The organism is Nioella ostreopsis, from assembly GCF_004000255.1.
GTDB classification, from domain to species: domain Bacteria; phylum Pseudomonadota; class Alphaproteobacteria; order Rhodobacterales; family Rhodobacteraceae; genus Nioella; species Nioella ostreopsis.
This window is the reverse complement of record NZ_RCIQ01000002.1, coordinates 40,989-63,720: the sequence shown is the minus strand read 5'-3', so window position 1 is coordinate 63,720 and position 22,732 is coordinate 40,989. Positions and strand designations below refer to the sequence as shown.

General features: G+C 64.2%; 18 protein-coding genes. 6 read left to right on the top strand and 12 right to left on the bottom strand.

What is annotated here, in order from left to right; translation table 11 throughout:
• Nucleotides 1-53 precede the first annotated feature (53 nt).
• Nucleotides 54-509 (top strand): Lrp/AsnC family transcriptional regulator, encoded by a 456-nt coding sequence (locus EP237_RS02830; protein ID WP_127557928.1) that lies wholly within the window; start codon nucleotides 54-56, stop codon nucleotides 507-509.
• Between the two features lie 333 nt (nucleotides 510-842).
• Here EP237_RS02830 and EP237_RS02825 read toward each other — a convergent pair whose 3' ends face one another.
• The 5 genes from EP237_RS02825 to EP237_RS02805 form a co-directional block, all read right to left on the bottom strand.
• Entirely contained in the window at nucleotides 843-1,673 is an 831-nt protein-coding gene (locus EP237_RS02825) for a beta-keto acid cleavage family enzyme (protein WP_127557926.1), read from the bottom strand.
• A complete protein-coding gene (locus EP237_RS02820; protein WP_127557924.1) occupies nucleotides 1,670-2,995 on the bottom strand; it encodes an aspartate aminotransferase family protein in 1,326 nt (441 codons plus the stop codon). Before EP237_RS02820 ends, EP237_RS02825 begins: the two co-directional genes overlap by 4 nt.
• 4 nt (nucleotides 2,996-2,999) lie before the next feature.
• A complete protein-coding gene (locus EP237_RS02815) occupies nucleotides 3,000-3,431 on the bottom strand; it encodes a universal stress protein (protein WP_127557922.1) in 432 nt (143 codons plus the stop codon).
• An 11-nt stretch (nucleotides 3,432-3,442) separates the two neighbouring features.
• A complete protein-coding gene (locus EP237_RS02810) occupies nucleotides 3,443-6,085 on the bottom strand; it encodes a TRAP transporter permease (RefSeq protein ID WP_127557920.1) in 2,643 nt (880 codons plus the stop codon).
• An 89-nt stretch (nucleotides 6,086-6,174) separates the two neighbouring features.
• The gene (locus EP237_RS02805) at nucleotides 6,175-7,146 is read right to left on the bottom strand and encodes a TAXI family TRAP transporter solute-binding subunit (RefSeq protein ID WP_127557918.1); all 972 of its coding nucleotides are present in this window, start codon (nucleotides 7,144-7,146) and stop codon (nucleotides 6,175-6,177) included.
• Between the two features lie 120 nt (nucleotides 7,147-7,266).
• On the opposite strand from EP237_RS02805, the gene EP237_RS02800 reads away from it, so the two are divergent.
• A complete protein-coding gene (locus tag EP237_RS02800) occupies nucleotides 7,267-8,151 on the top strand; it encodes a MurR/RpiR family transcriptional regulator (RefSeq protein WP_127557916.1) in 885 nt (294 codons plus the stop codon).
• Here EP237_RS02800 and EP237_RS02795 read toward each other — a convergent pair.
• The 4 genes from EP237_RS02795 to EP237_RS02780 are packed head-to-tail and all read right to left on the bottom strand — an operon-like array spanning nucleotide 8,143 to nucleotide 13,428.
• Nucleotides 8,143-9,024 (bottom strand): dimethyl sulfoxide reductase anchor subunit family protein, encoded by an 882-nt coding sequence (locus EP237_RS02795; protein WP_127557914.1) that lies wholly within the window; start codon nucleotides 9,022-9,024, stop codon nucleotides 8,143-8,145. The genes EP237_RS02800 and EP237_RS02795 overlap by 9 nt on opposite strands.
• Nucleotides 9,024-9,773 (bottom strand): 4Fe-4S dicluster domain-containing protein, encoded by a 750-nt coding sequence (locus tag EP237_RS02790; protein ID WP_127557912.1) that lies wholly within the window; start codon nucleotides 9,771-9,773, stop codon nucleotides 9,024-9,026. Before EP237_RS02790 ends, EP237_RS02795 begins: the two co-directional genes overlap by 1 nt.
• On the bottom strand, nucleotides 9,770-10,609 hold the full coding sequence (locus tag EP237_RS02785; protein ID WP_127557910.1) for an alpha/beta fold hydrolase: 840 nt from the start codon (nucleotides 10,607-10,609) through the stop codon (nucleotides 9,770-9,772). The genes EP237_RS02790 and EP237_RS02785 overlap by 4 nt, the downstream gene beginning before the upstream one ends.
• Nucleotides 10,606-13,428 carry a molybdopterin oxidoreductase family protein gene (locus tag EP237_RS02780; RefSeq protein ID WP_127557908.1) on the bottom strand — a complete coding sequence of 941 codons (2,823 nt, stop codon included), beginning with the start codon at nucleotides 13,426-13,428 and terminating at the stop codon, nucleotides 10,606-10,608. Before EP237_RS02780 ends, EP237_RS02785 begins: the two co-directional genes overlap by 4 nt.
• 155 nt (nucleotides 13,429-13,583) lie before the next feature.
• Here EP237_RS02780 and EP237_RS02775 point away from each other — a divergent pair, with 155 nt between their 5' ends.
• From EP237_RS02775 to EP237_RS02760, 4 genes are all read left to right on the top strand, one after another.
• Entirely contained in the window at nucleotides 13,584-14,816 is a 1,233-nt protein-coding gene (locus tag EP237_RS02775; protein WP_164744600.1) for a CapA family protein, read from the top strand.
• Nucleotides 14,817-14,888: 72 nt separating this feature from the next.
• A complete protein-coding gene (deoC, locus tag EP237_RS02770) occupies nucleotides 14,889-15,887 on the top strand; it encodes a deoxyribose-phosphate aldolase (RefSeq protein ID WP_127557904.1) in 999 nt (332 codons plus the stop codon).
• A gap of 2 nt (nucleotides 15,888-15,889) precedes the next feature.
• Nucleotides 15,890-16,570: a hypothetical protein gene (locus EP237_RS02765; RefSeq protein ID WP_127557902.1), complete on the top strand. Its 681-nt coding sequence runs from the start codon at nucleotides 15,890-15,892 to the stop codon at nucleotides 16,568-16,570.
• Nucleotides 16,567-18,918: an aldehyde dehydrogenase family protein gene (locus tag EP237_RS02760; RefSeq protein ID WP_127557899.1), complete on the top strand. Its 2,352-nt coding sequence runs from the start codon at nucleotides 16,567-16,569 to the stop codon at nucleotides 18,916-18,918. Before EP237_RS02765 ends, EP237_RS02760 begins: the two co-directional genes overlap by 4 nt.
• A 228-nt stretch (nucleotides 18,919-19,146) precedes the next feature.
• Here the strand turns inward: EP237_RS02760 and EP237_RS02755 are convergent, their stop codons facing one another.
• The 3 genes from EP237_RS02755 to EP237_RS02745 all read right to left on the bottom strand — a co-directional run bounded on the left by EP237_RS02755 (nucleotide 19,147) and on the right by EP237_RS02745 (nucleotide 22,574).
• Entirely contained in the window at nucleotides 19,147-20,592 is a 1,446-nt protein-coding gene (locus EP237_RS02755) for an NAD-dependent succinate-semialdehyde dehydrogenase (RefSeq protein WP_127557896.1), read from the bottom strand.
• A gap of 15 nt (nucleotides 20,593-20,607) precedes the next feature.
• On the bottom strand, nucleotides 20,608-21,594 hold the full coding sequence (locus EP237_RS02750; RefSeq protein WP_127557894.1) for a type I glyceraldehyde-3-phosphate dehydrogenase: 987 nt from the start codon (nucleotides 21,592-21,594) through the stop codon (nucleotides 20,608-20,610).
• A 98-nt stretch (nucleotides 21,595-21,692) separates the two neighbouring features.
• A complete protein-coding gene (locus tag EP237_RS02745) occupies nucleotides 21,693-22,574 on the bottom strand; it encodes a 2-dehydro-3-deoxygalactonokinase (protein ID WP_127557892.1) in 882 nt (293 codons plus the stop codon).
• Nucleotides 22,575-22,732 lie beyond the last annotated feature (158 nt).

The window sequence follows — 22,732 nt, the reverse complement described above, 5'->3', positions numbered from 1 at the left end:
CATTTCGCCCTATTGAAGTGTAGAAATGAGGCCAAAATTGTCCGGGAGGCTACATGGAAAGTCAACTTGACCGCTTCGACAGAAAGATCGTTTCCCTGCTGCTGAGCGACGGGCGCATGCCGGTCACCGAAATCGCCCAGAAGATCGGGCTGTCGAAAACACCTTGTCAGATGCGGGTGAACCGGCTGCGCAAGGAGGGCGTGATCCGGGGGTTTCGGGCGGTTGTCGATCCGGCGAAGCTGGGGCAGGAACATGTGGCCTTCGTGGAGGTGCGGCTGACGGATACGACCGAGGACGCATTGACGGCGTTCAACGCCGCGGCGCTGAAGGTGCCGGAGATCGAGCAGGCGCATATGATCGCAGGCGCCTTCGACTATCTGTTGAAGGTGCGGACGCGCGATATCCGAGACTACAGGCGGGTCCTGGGTGAGGTGATTTCCACGCTTCCCTTCGTCGGCCATACCTCGACCCATGTGTCGATGGAGGCGGTGAAGGACCAGGCGTTCTGAGCCCAAATCAGGGGGGCGCCATGCGTACACCCCCTGTACACCCCCCGTACACCCCTCGTGCAGACAGAGCCCGGATTTCCGAAATGGGGCCGGATCAGGCGTGGAACCTTGCCGCTTGCGGGGGAAGAGGTTTCGAAACCTCTTTGAAAGGGCCTTCGAAGGCCCTTCCCCCGCGCGATGTGAAAGGCGGGCGAATCGGATCGGAGGGGATCGGGGAAGGTCTGCCGTCTCAGTCGGTTGGACGGTGGTGAGGGCAGGATGCCTCCGGCGGAGGTATTTACCGCCAAGATGAAAGGGCGGGGCGCGTTAAGGTTAATCGGTGGTGAAGGCCGGTCAGAGCGGCGATGACGCCCGGGGAGGGATGCGGTTTCGGCTGGAGAGCCGACTTGAGACCGGGAGCCTGCGGATGAGATCCGCCACTCTTGCGGCATTGTCCGGCGCGGGGGTGCCATCAGGGGAGGTGAGATTGTTTTCGAACCCGATGCGGGCCTTGCCGCCTGCCTTGATCGCTGCCAGCAGACAGTCGGTTTCCTGCGGGCCGAAGGCGCAGGCGGCCCAGTCGGGGCGTTCGGGAAGCGCGCTGGCGGCGGTCAGGAATCCGGTCAGCGCCTCCGGGGTTGCCGGTTGCGGCGGCAGGTAGCGGCCGAGCACGTAGAGTAGTTGGAGGGGGGCCGGAATATGCCCGCCGGACACGAGACGGACCAGCCGGGAGAGATCGGCGGGGCTGTAGAGGATGTGTTGAACGGCGATACCCGCCTCTGCCGCCCAGTGATAGAAGCGGCTGGCCTCGTCATCCGGGGCGTTGGCGGGCCACATTTCGCTGAGGGCAACGGAAACGCCTTCGGGAAGCACCTCACGGACCACGGCGCGCTGATCTGCGGGGCTGTAGCGGCCTGCGGCCTCGGTGGTGATCTGAACGGGCATGTCCGGCACCACCCTGGCCATCTCCGCGATGAGTTCCCGGTAGAGGCCGGGATCGAGGCTGTGGCCGCCCGCCGCATCGCGCACATGAGCGTGGAGCGCGCCTGCGCCTTCGGCATGGGCGGCGCGGGCGGCGGCGACCGTCTCGGCGATGGTCATCGGCAAAGCGGGGTGGTCGGCCTTGGTCTTGCGGGCCCCGTTGGGGGCCAGCATGATCTGCGGCAGCGATGTGAGGCGGGTCATTGGGCCAGTGCGATTTCCACGGCGCGGGAGAGTTTGCCCACCAACTCGCCGATCTGATCATCGGAAATGATGAAGGGGGGCGCGAGCAGGATGTGATCACCTTCGCGCCCGTTCACGGTGCCGCCTGCCGGGTAGCAGATCAGCCCCTCGGCCATGGCGGCCTTCTTGACCTTCAGGTGCAGCTTGCGCGCCGGGTCAAAGGGGCGTTTCGTGGCCCGGTCCTCGACCAGCTCCACCCCTCGAAAGAGCCCGCGCCCGCGCAGGTCGCCCACATGGGCGTGCTGGCCGAAGGTCTCGTGCAGGGCGGCCTGCAGCACGTCACCTTGCGCTTTTACCCGGTCGCAGAGGTTGCGGTTCACGATGGCGCTGACCACCGCCTGACCGGCGGCGGCGGCAAGCGGGTGGCCATGATAGGTGTGGCCGTGCTGGAAGCTGCCGGAGCCCTGTTCGATGGCCTGATAGATCTTGGAGGACGCGAGCATGGCTCCGATCGGGGCGTAGCCCGCACCGAGGCCCTTGGCGATGGTGACGATATCGGGGGAAATCCCATCTGCCTCGCAGGCAAACAGGTGCCCGGTCCGGCCCATGCCGCACATGACCTCATCGAGGATGAGGAGCACGCCATATTGATCGCAGATCTGCCGGATGCGCTTGAAATAGCCCTCAACCGCCGGAACCGCGCCTGCGGTGGCGCCCACCACGGGTTCGGCGATGAAAGCCATGACGGTCACTGGCCCCTGGCGCAGGATTTCCTCTTCCAGCGCATTGGCGGCGCGCTGGCCGAAATCCCATTCGCTTTCGCCCTCCTGGCGCTCGCGGTATTCGAAACAGGGCATGATGTGGTGGGTTTCCACCAGCAGGGGCGCGTATTTTTCCCGCCGCCAGGCATTGCCGCCCGCCGCCAGCGCGCCGAGCGTGTTGCCGTGGTAGCTCTGCCTGCGGGCAATCAGCTTGTGGCGTTGCGGCTGGCCGGTTTCGAGGTGGTATTGCCGGGCGAGCTTGATCGCGGCTTCCACCGCCTCGGACCCGCCGGAGAGCAGATAGACCTTGTCGATGCCGTCGGGCGCATTCGCGATCAGCAGGTCGGCCAGGGCCTCCGCCGGTTCGGACGTGAAGAACCCGGTATGGGCGAAGGCGATCTTGTCCAATTGCGCATGGATGGCGGCGCGCACCTCCGCGTCCGAATGGCCAAGGCAGGAGACCGCCGCGCCGCCCGAGCCGTCGAGATAGGCGCGGCCTTCTGAGTCATAGATATAGCACCCTTCGCCGCGCACAGCCGTGGGAAGGGGTCCGGGGCCACGCCCGAACATATGGGATGTCATCGGTCTATTCTCCGCGGACGACGAAAACGGATTGGGTGGCATGGCGCACGACGCGGGCGGCGTTGGGGCCAAGGAGGTAGTCTTTCAGCTCGGGCCGGTGAGAGCCCATGACGATCACGTCTGCGCCGACGCGATTGGCGGCCTCGATGATCTGGTCATAGACGCGGCCATGCAGGACATGGGGATGCACTTCTATTTCGTCGGGGACGTGGGCGTTGACGAAACCGGTCAGCTGTTCGCCGACCTCGTGCATCGCCTTTTCCTCGAACCCTTCGGGGAAATAGCTGCCCACGACGGACATGCCGAAATCGGGGACCACGGTGGCGATATGGAGCGTTGCGCCCTCGTATTGGGCCAGCTTCACGGCGGCGGGCAGGGCCTTGGTCCAGGTGGCCTCGTCGGACAGGTCGATGGGCAGGAGGATGGATGTGAACATGGGGCGGGTCCTCAGAAGGCCGGTTGAGTCTGGCGGCGGCGTTGCAGCAGGATAACCAATCCTAGCAGCAGCAGGGCCGGGATAAAGAAGATCTGCGCGGGCAGGCGGTCGGCGGCGGTCTGGACCGAGGCGAGGCGCACGGGTTCATCGGCGTAGAAGTCGAAATCGGCCAGCGCCTCGGCGGTATCAGAGCCGAACATCGGTTCATCGAGCCGCACCACATCGCCCTCGGGGAAGAGCAGCAGGCCACTTGCGTCGATGCGGTCTGCAGCGCTGCCCTCGCCCTCGATCTGCATGACGAGCGTGGTGGAGGTGATGTCACCGGTGTTGAAATCCGGCCCCTCGATCAGCAGGCGCAGGGACGATCCGTCATGGGCGGCCTCGACGGCCGCTTCGAGCTGCGCGGGGGGCACGTCGCGGAACGGGGGCTGCACCATGTCGAGCCAGACATTCGGCACGAAGAGGGTGAAGGCCACCAGAAGCAGGGCCGCGCTTTCGTGGATATAGCTCTTGGCCAGGAAATAGCCCTGGGTGGCGGCGGCAAAGAGCAGCATGGCGAAGGTGGCGATGACGAAGATGAAGGCCGCCTGCCCTATGCCCGCCCAGGTGCCGAGATCGACGCCATAAAGGATGAGCGTCGGGTTGAAGATGAACAGGAAGGGCAGCGCCACGGTGCGCAGGCTGTAGAAAAAGGCGGTGAAACCGGTCTTGATCGGATCGCCCCCGGACACGGCAGCGGCTGCGAAACTGGCCAGCCCCACGGGCGGAGTCACATCGGCCATGATGCCGAAATAGAAGACGAAGAGATGCGCCGCGATCAGGGGAACGATCAGCCCTTCCTGCGCGCCGAGCGACACCACGACCGAGGCCATGAGCGACGACACGACGATATAGTTGGCGGTGGTGGGCAGGCCCATCCCGAGAATGAGCGAAAAGATCCCTACGAAGATCAGCATCAGGATCAGGCTGCCACCCGAAAGCTGTTCGACCAGCCCGGCCAGTTCGGTGCCGATCGGCGTCTTGGTGACGATGGCCACGATGATGCCCGCCGCTGCCGTGGCAACGCCGATGCCGATCATGTTGCGGGCACCGGCAATCAGGCCCTCTTTCAGATCATCGAAACCGCCCCGGAATTCGGCCGCCATCTGTGCGCCCTGCCCCCGGAAGATCGCCTTCAGGGGCCGCTGCGTGACGATGATGAACAGCATCAGACAGGTGGCGTAGAAGGCCGATTTCGCGGGGCTTTGGCGTTCCACCATCAGGAACCAGACCAGCACCACGATGGGCAGGATGTAATGCAGGCCGGTGGCGTAGACCTCGGCCACCGTGGGTAGCTTGATCTCCTTGGCGTTGGGGTCGTCGACCTCCAGATCTGGGCGCCTGGCGGCGATGGAGACGAGCCACAGGTAAAGCGCCGCCAGCAAGGCCATCATGATCGGGCCGGAGAGGGCGGGCGTTGCCGCCTTCAGCGCACCGACCCCATAGATCAGCGCCGTGAAGCCCGCGCCTGCAACGGCGAAACCGATGAGAAACTTGACGATCATGCCGGTGAAGCTCTTGGCCTCCCCCAATGCCGGCATGTTCTTTTTCAGCGCCTCCAGATGCACGATATAGACCAGCGCGATGTAGGAGATCACGGCGGGAATGAAGGCGTGCTTGATGACCTCGACATAGGAAATGCCGATGAATTCCACCATCAGGAAGGCGGCGGCCCCCATGACGGGGGGCATGATCTGGCCATTGACCGAGGACGCGACCTCGACCGATCCGGCCTGTTCATTGGTGAAGCCCACCCGCTTCATCAGCGGGATGGTAAAGGTGCCGGTGGTGACCACATTGGCGATGGAGGAACCGGAGATGAGGCCGGTCATGGCCGAGCCCACAACCGCCGCCTTGGCAGGCCCGCCGCGCAGGTGGCCGAGCCCCGCGAAGGCCAGCTTGATGAAGTAATTCCCTGCCCCCGCCTTATCGAGCAGCGAGCCGAAAAGGACGAAGAGGAAGACGAAGGCGGTTGAAACGCCAAGCGGGATGCCGAAGACACCGGCGGTATCGAGCCAGAGCGCATTCATCAGCGAGGTGAAGGAAATCCCTTCATGCTCGATCAGTTCGGGGATCAGCAAGCCCTGCCCCATATAGCCGTAGAGCGCGAAGACCGATCCGACGATGGTCAGCGCGGGGCCAAGCGCGCGGCGGCTGGCCTCCAGCAGGCAGATCATGCCGATGGCGCCGACGATTACCTGTGTCTGTGTGGGCAGGCCGGATCGGGCCGTCAGAGCCAGTTCATCGGAGAACCAGAAGACATAGAAGGCCGTTCCGCCTGCCGCGAGCGCCAGCAGCCAGTCGACAATCGGAATATGGTGGCGCGGCGAGGATTTGAAGGCCGGGTAGGCCATGAAGGCCAGGAGCACGGCGAAGGTCAGGTGGATGGGCCGGGTCTGCGAGGAATTGAGGACCGGCAGATATTCCCCGAACCAGAGCTGCGGTTGCGCAATCCAGAGCTGGAACAGCGACCACGCAAGGGCAAGGCCCGAAATCAGCAACGCGATGGAGCGGTTCGATGGATCGCGCGCGCCGCTATCGGTGCTGGCGACCAGATCCTGAAGTTCCTCGTCGGAGAACTGGCGCCCTTCGCGCCCCTCGTTCGGTTCGGTCATCGCGCCACCCTCGTCACATCCTTGAAACGGAATTCTTTTTGGGCCCCGCGGCACGCAATGGCGCCGCGGGACAGATCAGATGGGGCCGATCACTCGATCAGGCCGGCCTCGCGGTAGTAGCGCTCGGCACCGGGGTGCAGGGGCGCGCTGAGACCGTCATTGGCCATTTCCGCCGGGTCGAGATTGGCGAAGGCCGGGTGCAGGCTGCGGAACTGGTCGATGTTTTCCATCACCGCGCGGACGATTTCGTAGACCACGTCATCGGGCACATCGGCGGATGTGACGAAGGTCGCGCCGACACCGAAGGTCATCGTGTCTTCGTCATTTCCGCGATACATGCCGCCGGGGATGGTGGCGGTGCGGTAGAACGGGTTTTCGGCAACCAGCATGTCGACCGCGTCGCCGGTGACATTCACGAGGACCGAGTCACAGGCGGTGGTCGCTTCCTGGATGGAGCCGGAGGGGTGACCGACGGTGTAGACCATCGCGTCGATGTTGTTGTCGCACAGCGCCTGGGACTGTTCGGCGGCCTGAAGCTCTGACGCGATGGCGAAGTCGTCCATCGTCCAGCCCATGGCCTCCATCAGCACTTCCATCGTGCCGCGCTGACCGGAGCCGGGGTTGCCCACATTCACGCGCATGCCTTGAAGGTCTTCGAAGTTCTCGATCCCGGCATCGGCACGGGCGACCACGGTGAAGGGCTCGGGATGCACCGAGAAGACAGCGCGCAGGCCCTCGAAGGCGCCCTGCTCTTCAAAGCGTGAGGTGCCGTTATAGGCGTGGTACTGCCAATCGGACTGCGCCACGCCGAATTCCAGCTCTCCGCCGCGCACCGCGTTGATATTGTAGACCGAGCCGCCGGTGGATTCGACGCCGCAGCGGATGCCATGCTCAGAGCGGCCCCGGTTCACCAGACGGCAGATCGCGCCGCCGGTCGGGTAGTACACGCCGGTCACGCCGCCGGTGCCGATGGTGACGAAGGTCTGATCCTGAGCCGAAACAGCGCCTGCACCAAATGCAGTCGCGGCCGCCACGACGGCGCCAACCAAGTGTTTGTTCATGAATTCTCTCCCAATTGATCCGAAGTGAAACACGGATGCCGGTCAGGTGAAACAAACCATTGAAATTCGTCAAGACATAAATCAAACGTTCGGGAATGAAACAGTAACGGTCCCTTTGACATGACTCTTGACGATCTCAGACAGGCCCTGGCCGAGCAGGTTCACACTGCGTCTCCCAAGGTTTCGCGCCTTGCTGCATGGGCTTTGAAGCATCCGCAGGAGATGGCGTTTCACTCCGTCAGGGCGCTGGCGAAACGGGCTGATGTCAATGCAAACACGGTGTTTCGTCTGGCCGTTGCGCTTGGGTTTTCCGGCTACGAACCTTGCCGAACGGCCTTTCAGGCGGCCCTGCGGGGCGAGGGCGGAATGTACGGATCGCGGGCAAAACAGCTGAGATCCGGGGGAACGGCGGCCCTGACGGCCCGGATTCGCGAATCAGCGCACAAGAACCTGGACGCGCTGTTTTCCGAGGCGAATATCCAGCGGGTGAGCGAGGCGGTGGACCTGCTGGAAGCGGCAGAGCGTATCTTCGTCGTCGGCGTGCGCAGCTGCTTTTCGCTGGCCCATTACCTCAGCTATTCGGGCCGCATGGCCTTCGACAGCTTTGCGCCGCCGCTGAACGAACCCGGCGGCATCGCGGATGCCATCACCTCGACGGGACCACGGGACGTGGTGATCGTGATCACCTTCTCGCTCTATTCCTCCGAGGTCGTGCGCGCCTATGAGGCGGCGTTGGCGCGCGGGGCGCGGGTCATTGCCATCACAGACAGCTATGTCTCGCCCGTGGCGCGGGGGGCCGACGTGGTCTTCTGCCTGCCGATGGACGGGCCGCAACCCCTGCCCTCGCAAGGAGCCTCGTTCGCGCTGGCCGAGGTGCTGGTGGGCGAGATGATCGCGCGCAGCGACACCGCTGCACAGCGGATCGCCGATTACGAAGACCGGATGCTGGAATTCGGCGGCTACGTGCAGACCGCGCCCGGGGCGCGGCCAGAGGGCTCAGGCTGAGCGTTTGCCGTAATAGAGGCCGACCACATGCTCGGCCTCTGCGAAGAACAGCCAGCGCGAGGTGACGAGGCCCGCCACGTGGCTGATGACCGCGAGCAACCCCAGCACATGCCCCGCGCCGGGGATGATCAGCAGGACAACCGGCAGGCCATAGCCAAGGGTCAGCGCGATCATCCGCAGCTTGCGGGAATGCTTGCGGCCCACCACATGCACGAATTCCTTCAGCAGGTAGTTCGTGCCGGTATGCGGCGGCTCGAAGGCGCGGATGCTGCCCGGCGTGCCGAGGCCCGTGGCCGTGGCAAGATTGGTGCCCGACGCCTTCAGCGCACCGTCGCCAACCTGCCAATGGGCCACCTGCACGGCGGCAGCCAAGGCCAGAAGGGCCGCGGCGACGGTCATCTGACCGGCCAAGAGCGCGCCCCCTGCTATGGAAAGCGTCAGCAGATGCACCGGCGTCAAGGGCTGGTTCCAGCGTGGCACGGTCTTGAGCTGCCCGTAGATCATCGAGGTGGAATAGACGGTGAGCAGCGACAAGGCGGCGCCGATCCAGCCGATCACCGTCAGCCGGGTGTCGAGGAAGACGGCGCAGAAGGCGTAAACCGCCATGACCAGCAACGCCATGACAGACAGCCACGCCTCGCGGCTGAGCCAGCTGGTTTTCCACTGGGTAAACGCCTTCAGCGCCCGCTGCGGATTGCCCAGGTGGAAGGCGGAGGCCAGCAGCCCGCCCACGGCCAGCGCATAGGCGATGGCATAGAAGACAAACGCAACCCAGCCCGTGACGGGTGGAAATCCGAGGCCGAGGAACAGAAGCAGCCCGAAACCGAGGCCGGAAAAGCTGGTAAAGATGATGACGGAAGGTGCGGGATGCATCAGAGCTTCTCCAGTGCCTTGTCCAGCCAGCCGAGGAAACCCTTGGGGTCTTCGGCGACGGGTTCGAGGAAGGGGGCGAGGATATCCATATCGTGCGACACATCCTGCTTGGGACGCGGTGGCAGGTATTTGTTGACGGGCTTGGTGCCCTGTTCGGGCATCAGGTCCATGCCGCCACGTTCGGCCACCAGGCGCGACACGTCGCTGTCGGGATCGCCCAGATCGCCGAAATGACGCGCGCCCGCCGGGCAGGTGCGCACGCAGGCGGGCTGGCGGTCTTCCTCGGGCAGGTTCTCGTTATAGATGCGGTCCACGCAAAGGGTGCATTTCTTCATCACCCCTTCCAGCGCATCAAGCTCCCGCGCGCCGTAGGGGCAGGCCCATGCGCAGAGCCCACAACCGATGCAGGCGGATTCATTGACCAGAACGATCCCGTCTTCCTGCCGCTTGTAGCTGGCCCCCGTGGGGCAGACGGTGACGCAGGGCGCGTCTTCGCAATGGAGGCACGACTTGGGGAAATGGACCAGCTGCGCGGGGCCTTCGGCCGGCGTGATCTCGTAGCTGTGGACGCGGTTCAGGAACGTGCCCGAGGGATCGGCGCCATAGGCATCCATGTCGGACAGCGGCGCGCCATAGTTCTCGGTGTTCCAGCCCTTGCAGGAAATGACGCAGGCGTGGCAGCCGACGCAGGTGTCGAGGTCGATCACCAGCCCGAGTTTCTTTTGCGTGCTTGCGGGAAGCTCGGTCATGCGGCCTGCTCCTTGCGAGTGTCTTGGATGAAGGCGGAGAGGTCAGCGGCGAACCGGTCCGGGTCTTCGAGGAAGGGGGCGTGGCCGATGCCCTCATAGGGCAGGTACCGGCCCTTGGGCATGGCATTGGCGGCGGCTTCGCCCGTTTGCGGGGACACGACCGTGTCGGCGGTTCCATGGATCACCAGACCGGGGCAGGTCATCGCCGCATAGGTCGGGCGCATGTCCCAGTTGGCAGCGAAGAGCGCGCGGCGCGCCGTGGCGGGGCAGAGCATGTTGGCGGCGACCATGCGGCCATAGGTGTCGCGGTCGAGCGGCTTGGCCGTGCAGGCATCGACGAACTGCGCCGTGGCGGGGATAAGACGCGCGAGATCGGTGGTGTAGAGATCGCGGTCGAGCCCGGGGCTGTCCGCGCCGACCATCCAGTCTTCCCGCGCGGTGCCGATGGCAACGATACCGCCCGCCAGCACCACGCCAGACAGCGCCGCGTCGCCATGGGTGGCGAGGTAACTGGCGATGACGCGGCTGCCATAGGACCAGCCGACGAGGGTGACCTGCGACAGATGATGCAACTCCATCACGGCAGCGACGTCATCGGCCCAAAGCTGGGTATCGGTATAGGCCGCCGGATCGTCCGGCTTGTCGGAGGCACCATGACCGCGCAGGTCCATGGCAACGATATGGAACCGGTCCTTGAGGCGCGCGATCAGCGGATCCCAGCACAGCGACTGCTGCGCCCACCCGTGAATGAGCAGGATCGCGGGGTTGGCAGGGTCCCCGGCCGAATAGGTCGCGATACGGGTGCCGTCGCTGCTGGCGATCTTCGCGGCGCTCATTTGCCCACCTTCCACGCGAGGTTCGCAGGCCCCTGCCCCACCGGCGATTTGATCGCAGGATAGGCAGGTTGCGATTCCTCCGGTGCGGCGGCTTTCTCGATCTTCACGCGCAGATCGAACCAGGCGGCCTGCCCGGTCACCGGGTCGGAATTGGTCCAGCGCATGCCGTCGCCCTTGGGGGGCAGAAGTTCATGTATAAGATGATTGAGGAGGAAGCCCTTGGTTGCCTCCGGCGCGTGTTCATCCAGCGCCCAGGCCCCCTTGCGCTTGCCGATCGCGTTCCATGTCCAGACAGTGTTTTCGTTCAGCGCAGCCATGTGGGCCACCGGCACGGTGATGGAGCCATGGGCGGAGGTCACGCGCGCCCAATCGCCCTCGGCAAAGCCGTTCGCCTCCCAGATCTTCGTGGGTACGTATAGCGGGTTGCGGCCATGGAGCTGGCGCAGCCACGCATTCTGGGTGCCCCAGGAATGATACATCGCCATCGGGCGTTGCGTCAGGGCGTGAACCGGGAATTCCTCGGGGTCGACATGGCCGTCCTCGAAGGGCGGATACCAGATCGGCAGCGGGTCCATGACGGTCTTGACCCGCTCGCGCAGATGCTCTGGCGGCTGGCGGTCGCCATGACCTTCAGCGGCCAACTGGAACCGGCGCATCGGTTCGGCGTAGAGGCTGAAGAGATAGGGCTGCGGGCTGTCATAAAGCCCCATGCCGACGGCCCAGTCCTGATAGGCCTGGTTCCAAGGTTTGTAATAGAGCGCCTCATCCGGGATGTGTTCCACGAAGAAGCCACCGTTTTCGATATAGCGGTCGAGCTGGTCCGGATTGGGCGCGCCCCGGCCCTTTTCGCTGCCATCGCCCCGGAAGCCGGCCAGCGGCCCGATACCGGGTTTGCGTTCGTGGTTCACGATATAGTCGGCGTAATCCTTGTACTTGGCGCTGCCATCTTCGTTGACGAAGGCAGGCATGCCGAGCCGCGCGCCCAGATCCACCAGCACCGACTGGAACCCGCGCACGTCGCGGTCGGGCTCGATCACCGGCCAGCGGATCGCGTCCGCCGCCGCATCGGCCTCGCAGATCGGGCGATCGAGCAGGCTGATGCAGTCATGCCGTTCAAGATAGGTGGTGTCGGGCAGGATCAGGTCGGCATAGGCCACCATCTCTGACGAATAAGCATCCGAATAGATGATGCGCGGGATGACGTAGTCGCCGTTTTCGTCTTTGTCCGTCAGCATCTTCATGACGCCCGACGTGTTCATCGACGAATTCCACGACATGTTCGCCATATACATGAACAGCGTGTCGATCTTGTAGGGATCGCCCGCATAGGCGTTGGAAATCACCATATGCATGAGGCCATGGGCGCTCATCGGATTTTCCCATGTATAGGCCTTGTCGATGCGAGCCGGGCTGCCATCGTCCTTCAGGCAGAGGTCATCTGGCCCCTGCACGTACCCCAGATGCGGGCCGTCGAGCGGTTTGCCGGGGGTGACGCCGCAATGGGGTTTCGGGTGCGCGGCCACGGGCTTGGGGTATGGCGGTTTGAAACGGAAACCGCCGGGCACCTCGACGCTGCCCAGAAGGATCTGCAGAACATGTAACGCGCGGCAGGTCTGGAAGCCGTTGGAATGTGCGGAAATGCCCCGCATGGCGTGGAAGCTGACCGGGCGGCCGATCATCTTGTCATGTTTCACACCGCGGAAATCGGTCCAGGGCTGGTCGATCTCGATCTCTTCCTCGAAGGCCACGCGCGCCAGTTCCGCCGCGATATGGCGGATGCGTTTGGCGGAGATGCCAACGCGCTCGGCCACGGCTTCGGGCGCATGGTCCTCGGACAGGTAGCGTTCCGCCAGCAACTGGAACACCGGGCGATGCGTGACGCCCGCCTTGCGCCAGGTTCCCGCAAGGTCCGGCACCACATCGGGATCGTCGAAGGGCGCGGGCTTGCCGGTGCGGCGGTCAAGGACCAGCATCTTGCCGTCTTCGTCGCGCAGCAGCAGCCCATGTTCGGGGGAGCTTTCGTCGCCATTCACCAGCACCGGCGCATTGGTGTAGCGGCGCAGGTAGTCGAGGTCGATCCGGCCCGCCTTCAGCAGACAGTGGATCAGCGACAGGATGAACAGCCCATCCGTGCCGGGCGTGATGCCCACCCATTCATCGGCAACCGCGTTGTAGCCCGAGCGGATCGGATTGACGCCGATCACCTTCGCCCCGCGCGCCTTGATCTTGCCAAGGCCCATCTTGATTGGATTGCTATCGTGATCCTCTGCCACCCCGAAGATCATCAGAAGCTTCGTATGGTCCCAGTCGGGCTGACCGAATTCCCAGAAGGCCCCGCCCATGGTGTAGATGCCGCCCGCCGCCATGTTGACGGAGCAAAAGCCGCCATGAGCCGCGAAATTGGGGGTGCCGAAATGTTGCGCCCAAAGGCCGGTGAAGCTTTGCGACTGATCGCGCCCGGTGAAGAAGGCCAACTTCTCAGGGTCATTTTCACGGATCGGTTTCAGCCAGGAGACGGCGATCTCCAGCGCCTCGTCCCAGGTGATTTCCTCGAACTCCCCCGACCCGCGCGGACCGACGCGTTTGAGCGGCGCCCGCAGGCGCGAGGGTGCATTGACCTGCATGATCCCCGCCGACCCCTTGGCGCAGAGCACGCCCTTGTTCACCGGATGGTCGCGGTTGCCCTCGATATAGGCGACCTTGCCGTCCTTCATATGCACGTTGATGCCGCAACGACAGGCGCACATGTAGCAGGTGGTCTTGCGGATCTCGTCCGACACTTTCGGGGAGAGATCAATCGCCGGTTGAGTATGGGCCATGTGCTGTCCTGTACCTTCCTGCAGGAATTCCTGTTCTTCATTTCCGCCGCCTTGGCGACCGGATCACAAAAGATAGCCTCTTGCCAGAACGTTTTGCCGGATTTTTGGTAACGATGCTTGACCCGTCAAGCGAGGACCAGTCTTTTAGGGGCGATATGGCCAGATTTTTTGTAAGCGCTTACATATTGTCGCAGCGGGCGACCCTGATCGGGGGGCTTCTGGCGCTGTCATCCTGTGTGCCAGTGGGCGAATCGACCGGCAACCGGGCCTGTATTCCTGCCGGTGACAGCTCTGCCATGGTGCAAAGAGAGGTCTTTCGCCCGGGGGCGGTAACCGTGGCGGCGGTCGGTGATGTGCTGATGCATATCTTCCTTCAGGAAGAGGCCGCCGCTCAACCGGAAGGATTTGCCGACCTGCTGCGCCCCGTGGCCCCCTATCTGGGAATCGCCGATCTGACCGTGGCCAATCTGGAAGGCCCCGCCGCGCGCAACGTCCTGCCGGGTGGCGGCGAACGCTTGCTGCCGGATCACGTTCTGACCGACGGGGCGGTCTATTCCGGCTACCCGACCTTCAACTTTCACCCGTCGCTGGTCACCGACCTGCGCGACAGCGGCGTCGACGTGATCCAGACCGCGAACAACCACGCGATGGACCGGGGACCTCTGGGGGTGGACAGGACGCTGGAGGCCCTCGATGCCGCAGGCCTTCCCCATACCGGCACAAGGTCCCGCGCCGCCCCAGACGCCCCGTGGCACACCGTCGTCAGTGCCGGGGGCGCGCGGATCGCCTTCCTCGCCTGTTCCTATTCCACCAACGGCCGGGCCGATCCGCATCACCAGGTTCTGCTGTGCTACCGCGATGAGGCAGAGGTTCTTGCCACCATCCGCACCCTGCACGCAGAGCCCGCCATTGATGCGGTGATCTTCCTGCCGCATTGGGGCAATGAATATGTCCAGACCCCCGATGCCAACCAACGCCGCCTTGCCCGCGCCGCGATGGAGGCCGGGGCCGCCGCCGTCATCGGCACCCATCCGCATGTGCTGCAGCCGATCGAAGCCATCACGACCTCGGACGGGCGGCAGGGCTTCGTGGCCTACTCGCTTGGCAATTTCATCTCCTCCCAATGGGCGCTGTCGCAGCGGTCTTCGGCCATTCTCTACTTCGACCTTCTGCCCGGTCCCAATGGGCTGGAAGCGCAGATGCCTGCCTATCTGCCGACCCGCGTCACCCGCTATGTCTCGGGCACCTATGTGCAGCCCGCAGAACAGGCCGTGGACGGACAGCAGAGCATCGCCCATGTGGCGCAGGTTCTGGGGCGAGAGGGTGTTCTGAGCCTGTCCGACATCGCCCGCCTTCAGGGCCGCCCGATCTGCGCAACGGGCAGCTGACGCGACGCAGGTGCTTGCACGACCACGCGGCCCATGCGACCCTGACCATCTGATCAAAAACGGACCGGCGGGATGACCCAGACGACCCTAGAGACAACGACCGTGGCGGCGGGCCTGCCGCAGGTCAGCCACCCGCGCAACCCCGGCATGGCACTGGACATGGATTGGGTGATGGGCGCGCAGGCCAACACCTCGGCCATCGAGCGCCGCTGCGCCACCCTGCCCGGCCGCCGGACGGTGAAGAAAGAGTATCAGGCCGCGTGGCTGGCCCGCGCGATTTCCTGCATCGACCTGACCACGCTGGCGGGCGACGACACGCCGGGGCGCGTGAAACGGCTCTGCGCCAAGGCGATGCAGCCGGTGCGGGCCGATCTGCTGGAGGCGCTCGGCCTGCCCGATCTGACCACCGGCGCGGTCTGCGTCTATCACGAAATGGTGCCCTACGCGGTCGAGGCGCTGGCCGGCTCGGGCATTCCGGTCGCCGCCGTCTCCACCGGCTTCCCGGCGGGGCTCTCGCCTTACCCCCTGCGGGTGAAGGAGATCGAGGAAAGCGTCAAGGCGGGTGCGGAAGAGATCGACATCGTGATTTCCCGCCGCCACGTGCTGACTGGCAACTGGCAGGCGCTCTATGAGGAGATGAAAGACTTCCGCGCCGCCTGCGGCGAGGCGCATGTGAAGGCCATTCTGGCGACGGGTGAGCTGGGCACATTGCGCAATGTCGCCCGCGCCTCGCTGGTCTGCATGATGGCCGGGGCGGATTTTATCAAGACCTCCACCGGCAAGGAGAGCGTCAACGCCACCCTGCCCGTGTCGCTCGTCATGATCCGCGCGATCCGGGCCTATCAACAGGTGACCGGCACCCGCGTCGGCTACAAACCCGCGGGCGGAATTTCCAAGGCGAAGGACTCGCTGGTGTATCTGTCGCTGATGAAAGAGGAACTGGGCGACCGCTGGCTGCGCCCCGACCTCTTCCGCTTCGGGGCGTCGTCCCTCCTGGGCGATATCGAGCGGCAGCTGGAACACCACGTGTCAGGGGCCTATTCCGCCAGTTGGCGGCACGCGATGGCGTGAAAATGAGCTCGTTCCCAGAACTTGACCTAGATGAACAGGTGCTGCGAACAGCCCTTAGCATCTCACGTTCCGACATCTTTGGCGAAATGGATGCGCAACTACCGATCAGTGAGATTCGAGATGCCAATGTCCCTCAGATCGGATTTATTGGCGCCAACTATCGGCAAGGCGGCGATCTGCTGCTCGGGATCAATCCGGGAGGCGGCGGCGATACCTATAGGAGAACAGCCGAGGACGAGCGCCGGTTTGGTCTTATCACCTCTTTCGACAAAGGCGCAGCAGATGGTCCTAGTGCGCGACAAGTCTGCGAGACTACCATGAAAGGGATGCGAACTTGGAGGTTATGGAAGATCGTTTCTGCGGTCCTCGACGCCTGCGGTGCCGAGCAGGATGAAGTCGCCTACCTGAACTGGTGCCCGTTCCGAACGCGGAAAGACAAGATGCCTGTCGCCAATGCCATGCGGAATGCGGGGACACTCTATTTCCTTCCCGCTGTCAGGATTCTGAAGCCCCGGCGGATCATCGCTCTGGGAAAGAAGGTAAGCTCTTGGCCTGCACGCCTTGGGTTGGGTGATATCGAACTCCATGTGATCCGTCGCACCATAGGTGACAGCTATTTTCACGAAGATGCCGCAAGAGCTCTGGAGATACTCCGGCAATCCACACAAGAGGCCCGCAAATGACCATCCCAGAGATTTTCGAGACCATGGAGTACGGCCCCGCGATGGAGGACGCCTCGGAAGCACACGCCTGGATTGCCAAGCATGAGGGCCGGTTCGGCCATTTCATCGGCGGGGCGTTCACGGCAGCCGGCGAGAGTTTCGCCACCAGGAACCCCGCCACGGGCGAGGACCTTGCCCATATCACCCAAGGCACGCAAGCCGATGTGAACGCCGCCGTCGACGCCGCTGCCAAGGCCTTCCCCCGCTGGTCCAAGCTGTCCGGCCACCAACGCGCCCGGCATCTCTATGCGCTGGCGCGGCTCTTGCAGAAACACAGCCGCCTTTTCGCCGTGCTGGAGACGATGGATAACGGCAAGCCGATCCGCGAAAGCCGCGATATAGATATCCCCCTCGCGCAGCGGCATTTCTATTACCACGCCGGGCTGGCGCAACTGCGGGACAGCGAGCTACCGGGGCACCAACCGCTTGGCGTCTGCGGGCAGGTGATCCCGTGGAACTTCCCGCTGCTGATGCTAGCATGGAAGGTCGCGCCCGCGCTGGCCGCTGGCAACACGGTTGTGCTGAAGCCCGCCGAATACACCTCTCTCACCGCGCTTCTCTTCGCCGATATCTGCCGCGAGGCGGGGCTGCCCAAGGGCGTCGTCAATATCGTGACCGGCGACGGCGCAACGGGCGCGGCACTGGTCGACCATCCAGGCGTGGCGAAAGTGGCCTTCACCGGATCGACAGAGGTGGGCGGCAAGATCCGCGAGGCGACGGCGGGCAGCGGCAAGGCGCTGACGCTCGAACTGGGGGGCAAGTCCCCTTACATCGTCTTCGACGACGCCGATATCGACAGCGCCATCGAGGGGCTGGTTGATGCGATCTGGTTCAATCAGGGGCAGGTCTGCTGTGCAGGCAGCCGCCTTCTTGTACAAGAAAACATCGCGGAGGATTTCCACGCCCGGCTCAAAGCCCGCATGGCCAATCTGCGCGCGGGCGATCCGCTGGACAAATGCATCGACATCGGCGCGGTCGTAGACCCGGTCCAGCACGCACAGATCAGCCGGATGGTGAGCGAGAACACCGCAGGCGAGACCTATCACGCGCCGATCGACATGCCTTCGACGGGCTGCTTCTACCCGCCCACGCTGATTACCGGGCTGGAGCCTGCGGACCGATTGATGCAGGAGGAAATCTTCGGCCCCGTCCTCGTGTCCTCCACCTTCCGCACGCCGGGCGAGGCGGTGGCACTGGCCAACAACACCCGCTACGGGCTGGCCGCGACACTCTGGACCGAAAATGTGAACCTCGCGCTCGACGTGGCGCCCACGCTGGCGGCGGGCGTGGTCTGGGTGAACGCCACCAACCTCTTCGACGCGGCGGCAGGCTTCGGCGGGGTGCGCGAAAGCGGCTTCGGGCGCGAAGGCGGTTGGGAGGGCTTGCTGGCCTATCTCAAGCCTGCGGATGCGGGCAAGCCGGTGAAGCCCGCGAAGGTCCACGCGCCTGGTGAGGCAGATTTCGAGGGCATCGACCGCACCGCGAAATTCTATGTCGGCGGCAAGCAGGCGCGGCCCGATGGCGGCTATTCGCGGCCTGTGCATGGGCATCGCGGGGCGCTGCTTGGCCATGTGGGGATCGCCAACCGCAAGGACATCCGCAACGCGGTGGAAGCCGCGCAGAAGGCCGCCGGGTGGGGCAAGACCACAGGGCATCTTCGGGCGCAGATCCTCTATTACATCGCCGAGAACCTCGGCGCGCGGGCGGGTGAATTCGCCGACCGCATCCGGGCACAGACCGGGCGCAGCGCGGCCTCGGCCCGCGAAGAAGTGGAGATCGCGCTGTCGCGGCTTTTCAGCTACGCGGCCTGGGCCGACAAGTTCGACGGGGCGGCAAAATCCGTGCCGATCCGGGGCGTGGCCTTGGCGATGAACGAACCCGTGGGCGTGATCGGGGCCTTCTGCCCGGAAGAGGCGCCTTTGCTGGGACCGGTCTCGCTGCTGGCGCCTGCGGTGGCCATGGGCAACCGGATCGTGCTGGTCGCGGGCGAAAGCGCGCCGCTCAGCGCCACGGATCTCTACCAGGTGCTCGACACCTCGGACGTGCCGGGGGGCGTGGTCAACATCCTGACCGGGTCACATTCCGAATTGGCCAAGCCGCTCGCCACCCATATGGACGTGGACGCGGTCTGGAGCTTCTCGTCCGCCGATATCTCGGGCGTGATCGAGGCGGGCAGCGCCGGGTCGCTGAAACGGACCTGGGTCAATAACGGACGCAACCCGGACTGGTTCGGGGCGACTGTCGAGGGCAAGGCCTTCCTGCGCGCAGCAACCGAGGTCAAGACGATCTGGGTGCCCTACGGAGAGTAAGGCACCTCCCCGCGTTCAGCCGGCATCAGAGCCGGACCGGGCACCGATATCCCGTGGCAACGCGGCACCAGGCTGGCCCCGAAATCGCCTGAAGAGGGCTGCCCCGGATCGACGCGGCATCACGGCGAAACCCCGTTTCGTATATACGGGGGGTGCACGGGGGGTGTACGCACGGCACCCCCCTGTTTTCGGGATCGCGGGGCGGCGCTCCGCGCCGCGCGCCTTTGGTCAGATTCCGTCGATGCAGACGTATTTGGTATCGAGATAATCGGTCAGCCCCTGGCTGCCGCCCTCCTTGCCCATGCCGCTTTCCTTCACCCCGCCAAAGGGCGCTTCCACGGTTGTGATCAGGCCCGAGTTGATCCCGATCATCCCGTATTGCAGCCCCTCGTTCAGCCGGAAAGCCCGAGCAAGATCAGAGGTATAGGCGTAGCAGGCCAGCCCATATTCCGTGTCGTTGGCCATGGCGATCGCCTCTTCCTCGGTCTCGAATTTGAAGACCGGGGCAAGCGGCCCGAAGATCTCTTCCTTCGCGAACATCATGTCCTGCGTCGCGTGTTTGATCACTGTCGGCTCGAAGAAGCTGCCCCCATTGCCATGACGCGCACCACCGGTCGCGATTTCACCACCTTTCGCGGTGGCGTCGGCAATGAATTCCTCAACCTTTTCAACAGCATCCACGTCAATCATCGGCCCCTGCTCGACGCCCGGCTCCAGCCCGTTGCCGACCTTCAGGGCTGCGGTTTTCTCCACCAGCTTGGCCAAGAACGCTTCATAGACACCCGACTGAACATACATCCGGTTCGCACAGACACAGGTCTGCCCCGCGTTGCGGAACTTCGACACCATCGCCCCCTCGACCGCCTTGTCGAGATCGGCGTCGTCGAACACGATGAAAGGCGCGTTGCCGCCCAGTTCCATCGAAACTTTCTTAACAGTATCAGCACTTTGCCGGATCAGCTCCTTGCCCACCTCGGTGGAGCCCGTAAAGGTCACCTTGCGCACCACCGGGCTCTCCATCATCGCACCCGCGATCTTGCGGGCAGAGCCCGTGACCACGTTGACGACGCCCTTGGGGAAACCCACCTCTTCCGCCAGCGCCGCCCAAGCCAGGCCCGAATAGGGCGTCGCCGTCGCGGGCTTCGCCACCACCGTGCAGCCCACGGCCAGCGCCGGGCCGATCTTGCGCGCCAGCATCGACGAGGGGAAGTTCCACGGCGTGATCATACCTACGACGCCGACCGGATGATGGGTCACGAGGATGCGACGGCCATTCACGCCTGCGGGCACGATTTCCCCCTTCGCACGGCGCGCTTCTTCCGCGAACCAGCGGACATATTGCGCGCCGATGGCAATCTCGCCCATGGCTTCGGCCAGCGGTTTGCCCATCTCGACGGTCAGCAATTCGGCCAGGTCCTTCTGATTGTCCATCAGCGCATCGTGCAGCTTCCACAGCAGACCGATGCGGCTCATCAGGTCCATCGCGGCGAAGCCGGGGAAGGCGGCCTCGGCGGCGGCAATGGCGCGTTTGGTTTCCGCGTCGCCCGCGTTCGGGATGGTGCCGATCACCTCGCCCGTGGCCGGGTTGATCACGTCTATCGTTGCGCCGCTTTCGGCCCCAACCCACTGACCATCAATGAAATTGCCTTCGCGCAGCCAGGTCGTGTAGCTCATCTTCTCTCTCCCATCTCAGGCGAAACTGCCCATCCGCCGGGCCACGTCGAGCATCCGGCAGGAAAATCCCCATTCATTGTCGTACCAGCCGAAGACGCGCAGCATGCCGCCTTTCGACCGTTTGATCTCTGGCCCCGCCACAATGAGGGACTCGGGCCTTTGCCGCAGGTCTGACGAGACAAGCGGTTTATCGGTATATCCAATCACGCCCCCCGATGAGGCCAGAAGCGCGCGGGCCTCCTCGGCACTTGGCCGGGCGCGGGTGATGACGGCCATATCCACGCAAGACACGCTGGCCGTGGGCACCCGCACCGCCGAGCCGGTGATCCGCCCCGCCAGATGCGGCAGCACGATATCGACCAGCTGTTCGGCACTTGTTGTGGTCGGCACCATCGACAACGCCGCGGCGCGGCTGCGGGCCGGGTTGGCCATCGGCATGTCGACCGTTGGCTGGCTGCCCGTGTAGCAATGCACCGTTGTCATCAGCGCGGTTTCCAGCCCATAGGCATCGTCCAGCACGCGGGCCAGCGGTGCCAGCGCATTGGTGGTGCATGAGGCGTTCGAAACGATCCTGTGATCCGCGCTCAGGCACGCGTCATTGGCCCCCAGAACCACGGTCAGGTCCGCATCCAGTGACGGGCCGGACACCAGCACCCGCGCGGCCCCTGCCGCCAGCCCCTGTTCAGCGATTTCGCGATCCTTGGCCCGGCCCGTGCATTCCATCAGCACGTCGACATTCGAAAGCTCCAGCGCTGCAAGGTTTTGCTGCTGTGTAAACGGAATCCGCCGACCGGCTGCGATCAGCGCACCCGGCTCTGTCGTCACCCCGCCCGGGAACGGGCCGAAAACGCTGTCGAATTCAAACAGATAGGCACAGGTGTCCAGCGGCGCGATGTCATTGACGCCGACCACCTCAACCCCTTGCCACGCATCGGAGGTCAGCCAGGCGCGGAGAACCGACCGGCCGATCCGCCCGAACCCGTTGATCACGACCCGTGTCATTCCCGTTCCCCCACGCTGAAGTTGCGCGCAGTGATGCACGGGCGCAGAGAAGGTTCAAGCCATGCTCTGTGCGGTTTTCAGTCTGGCCAGAGGCGCATCTAGGCGAAAGTTTCGCAAAGGCTCCGATAGGCGTGTTTCAGACCCGCAAGCGTCATTGTGTCCGAGTCGCAGGTCTGGACAGCAACACCCTGCCCGGACAGCGCCTGTTCATAGAGTGACGACCAGGGGGAAGAATTGACGATCATGACCTGTTTCCCCTCCCAGGCTGCCCTGGCGCTGGCCAGTTCCATACCAATCAGAACCCCCTTCAGCCGCGCCTTGGCCGGGTCGTTGTCGGACCGGGCGGACAACAGCCGTTGCGCTGTCATTTCAGGCTGGTTCAGGGCCTCTGAGACCGCGCCATGGAAAACACCCATATCCAGAGCGGGTTCGGACATGGCCCCTATCCGTTCCCGCTGTGGTGCCAGCAGATCGAAAAGTTCCAGCGTCATGAAAAGCCGCAGTTTGCGGACCTCTCCGGCATGGATCTGCACCCATTGCGTCTGCAAATCGGGGATGCAGATCGCGCCATTGAATGCTGGCCTTTCTGCGGCGATCCCGCGGATCAGGCCATGATGGGACAGCGTCTTTTCGGGACCCTTTTCCGCCCCGAGGCGCGGAAGCGCATGCAGGGTCAACCTGTCGTCAGAGGTCGCGACCGGCCTGATCGGGGCATCTGCCGGGCGGCGGGACGTCCCCAAGGGTTCCGGCGCGTGTCCTGGCAGCCCGCTGACAATCACCGGTGTCTGTTCGCGGATCAACCAGGGCCGCACCAGGTTGAGCAGCACGATTTCGAAAGCATCGACGGCCACCTGCGCCAACCCTTGCGCCGAGCGGACCTTCATCAGGACCGTCCCGTTCTGATCCATGGCCCAAGCCCGCATTCCGCCCGCGCACGAATCCACCGCGATCCAATGCGGTGCCGCATTCTGGTTTCTCATTTCTTTTTCGCCCCCAGTAGTCCGGGCAGAGAATTGACCAATTGGGCAGTTTCAATCCCCAGCCCGCCATTCTCTAATAGGGCCGTTTTATTTCCAGGTCGACAAAAAACTATGAATTGAATGTTTAACCCATATCGAAAGGGTCATGTGTGGCGACA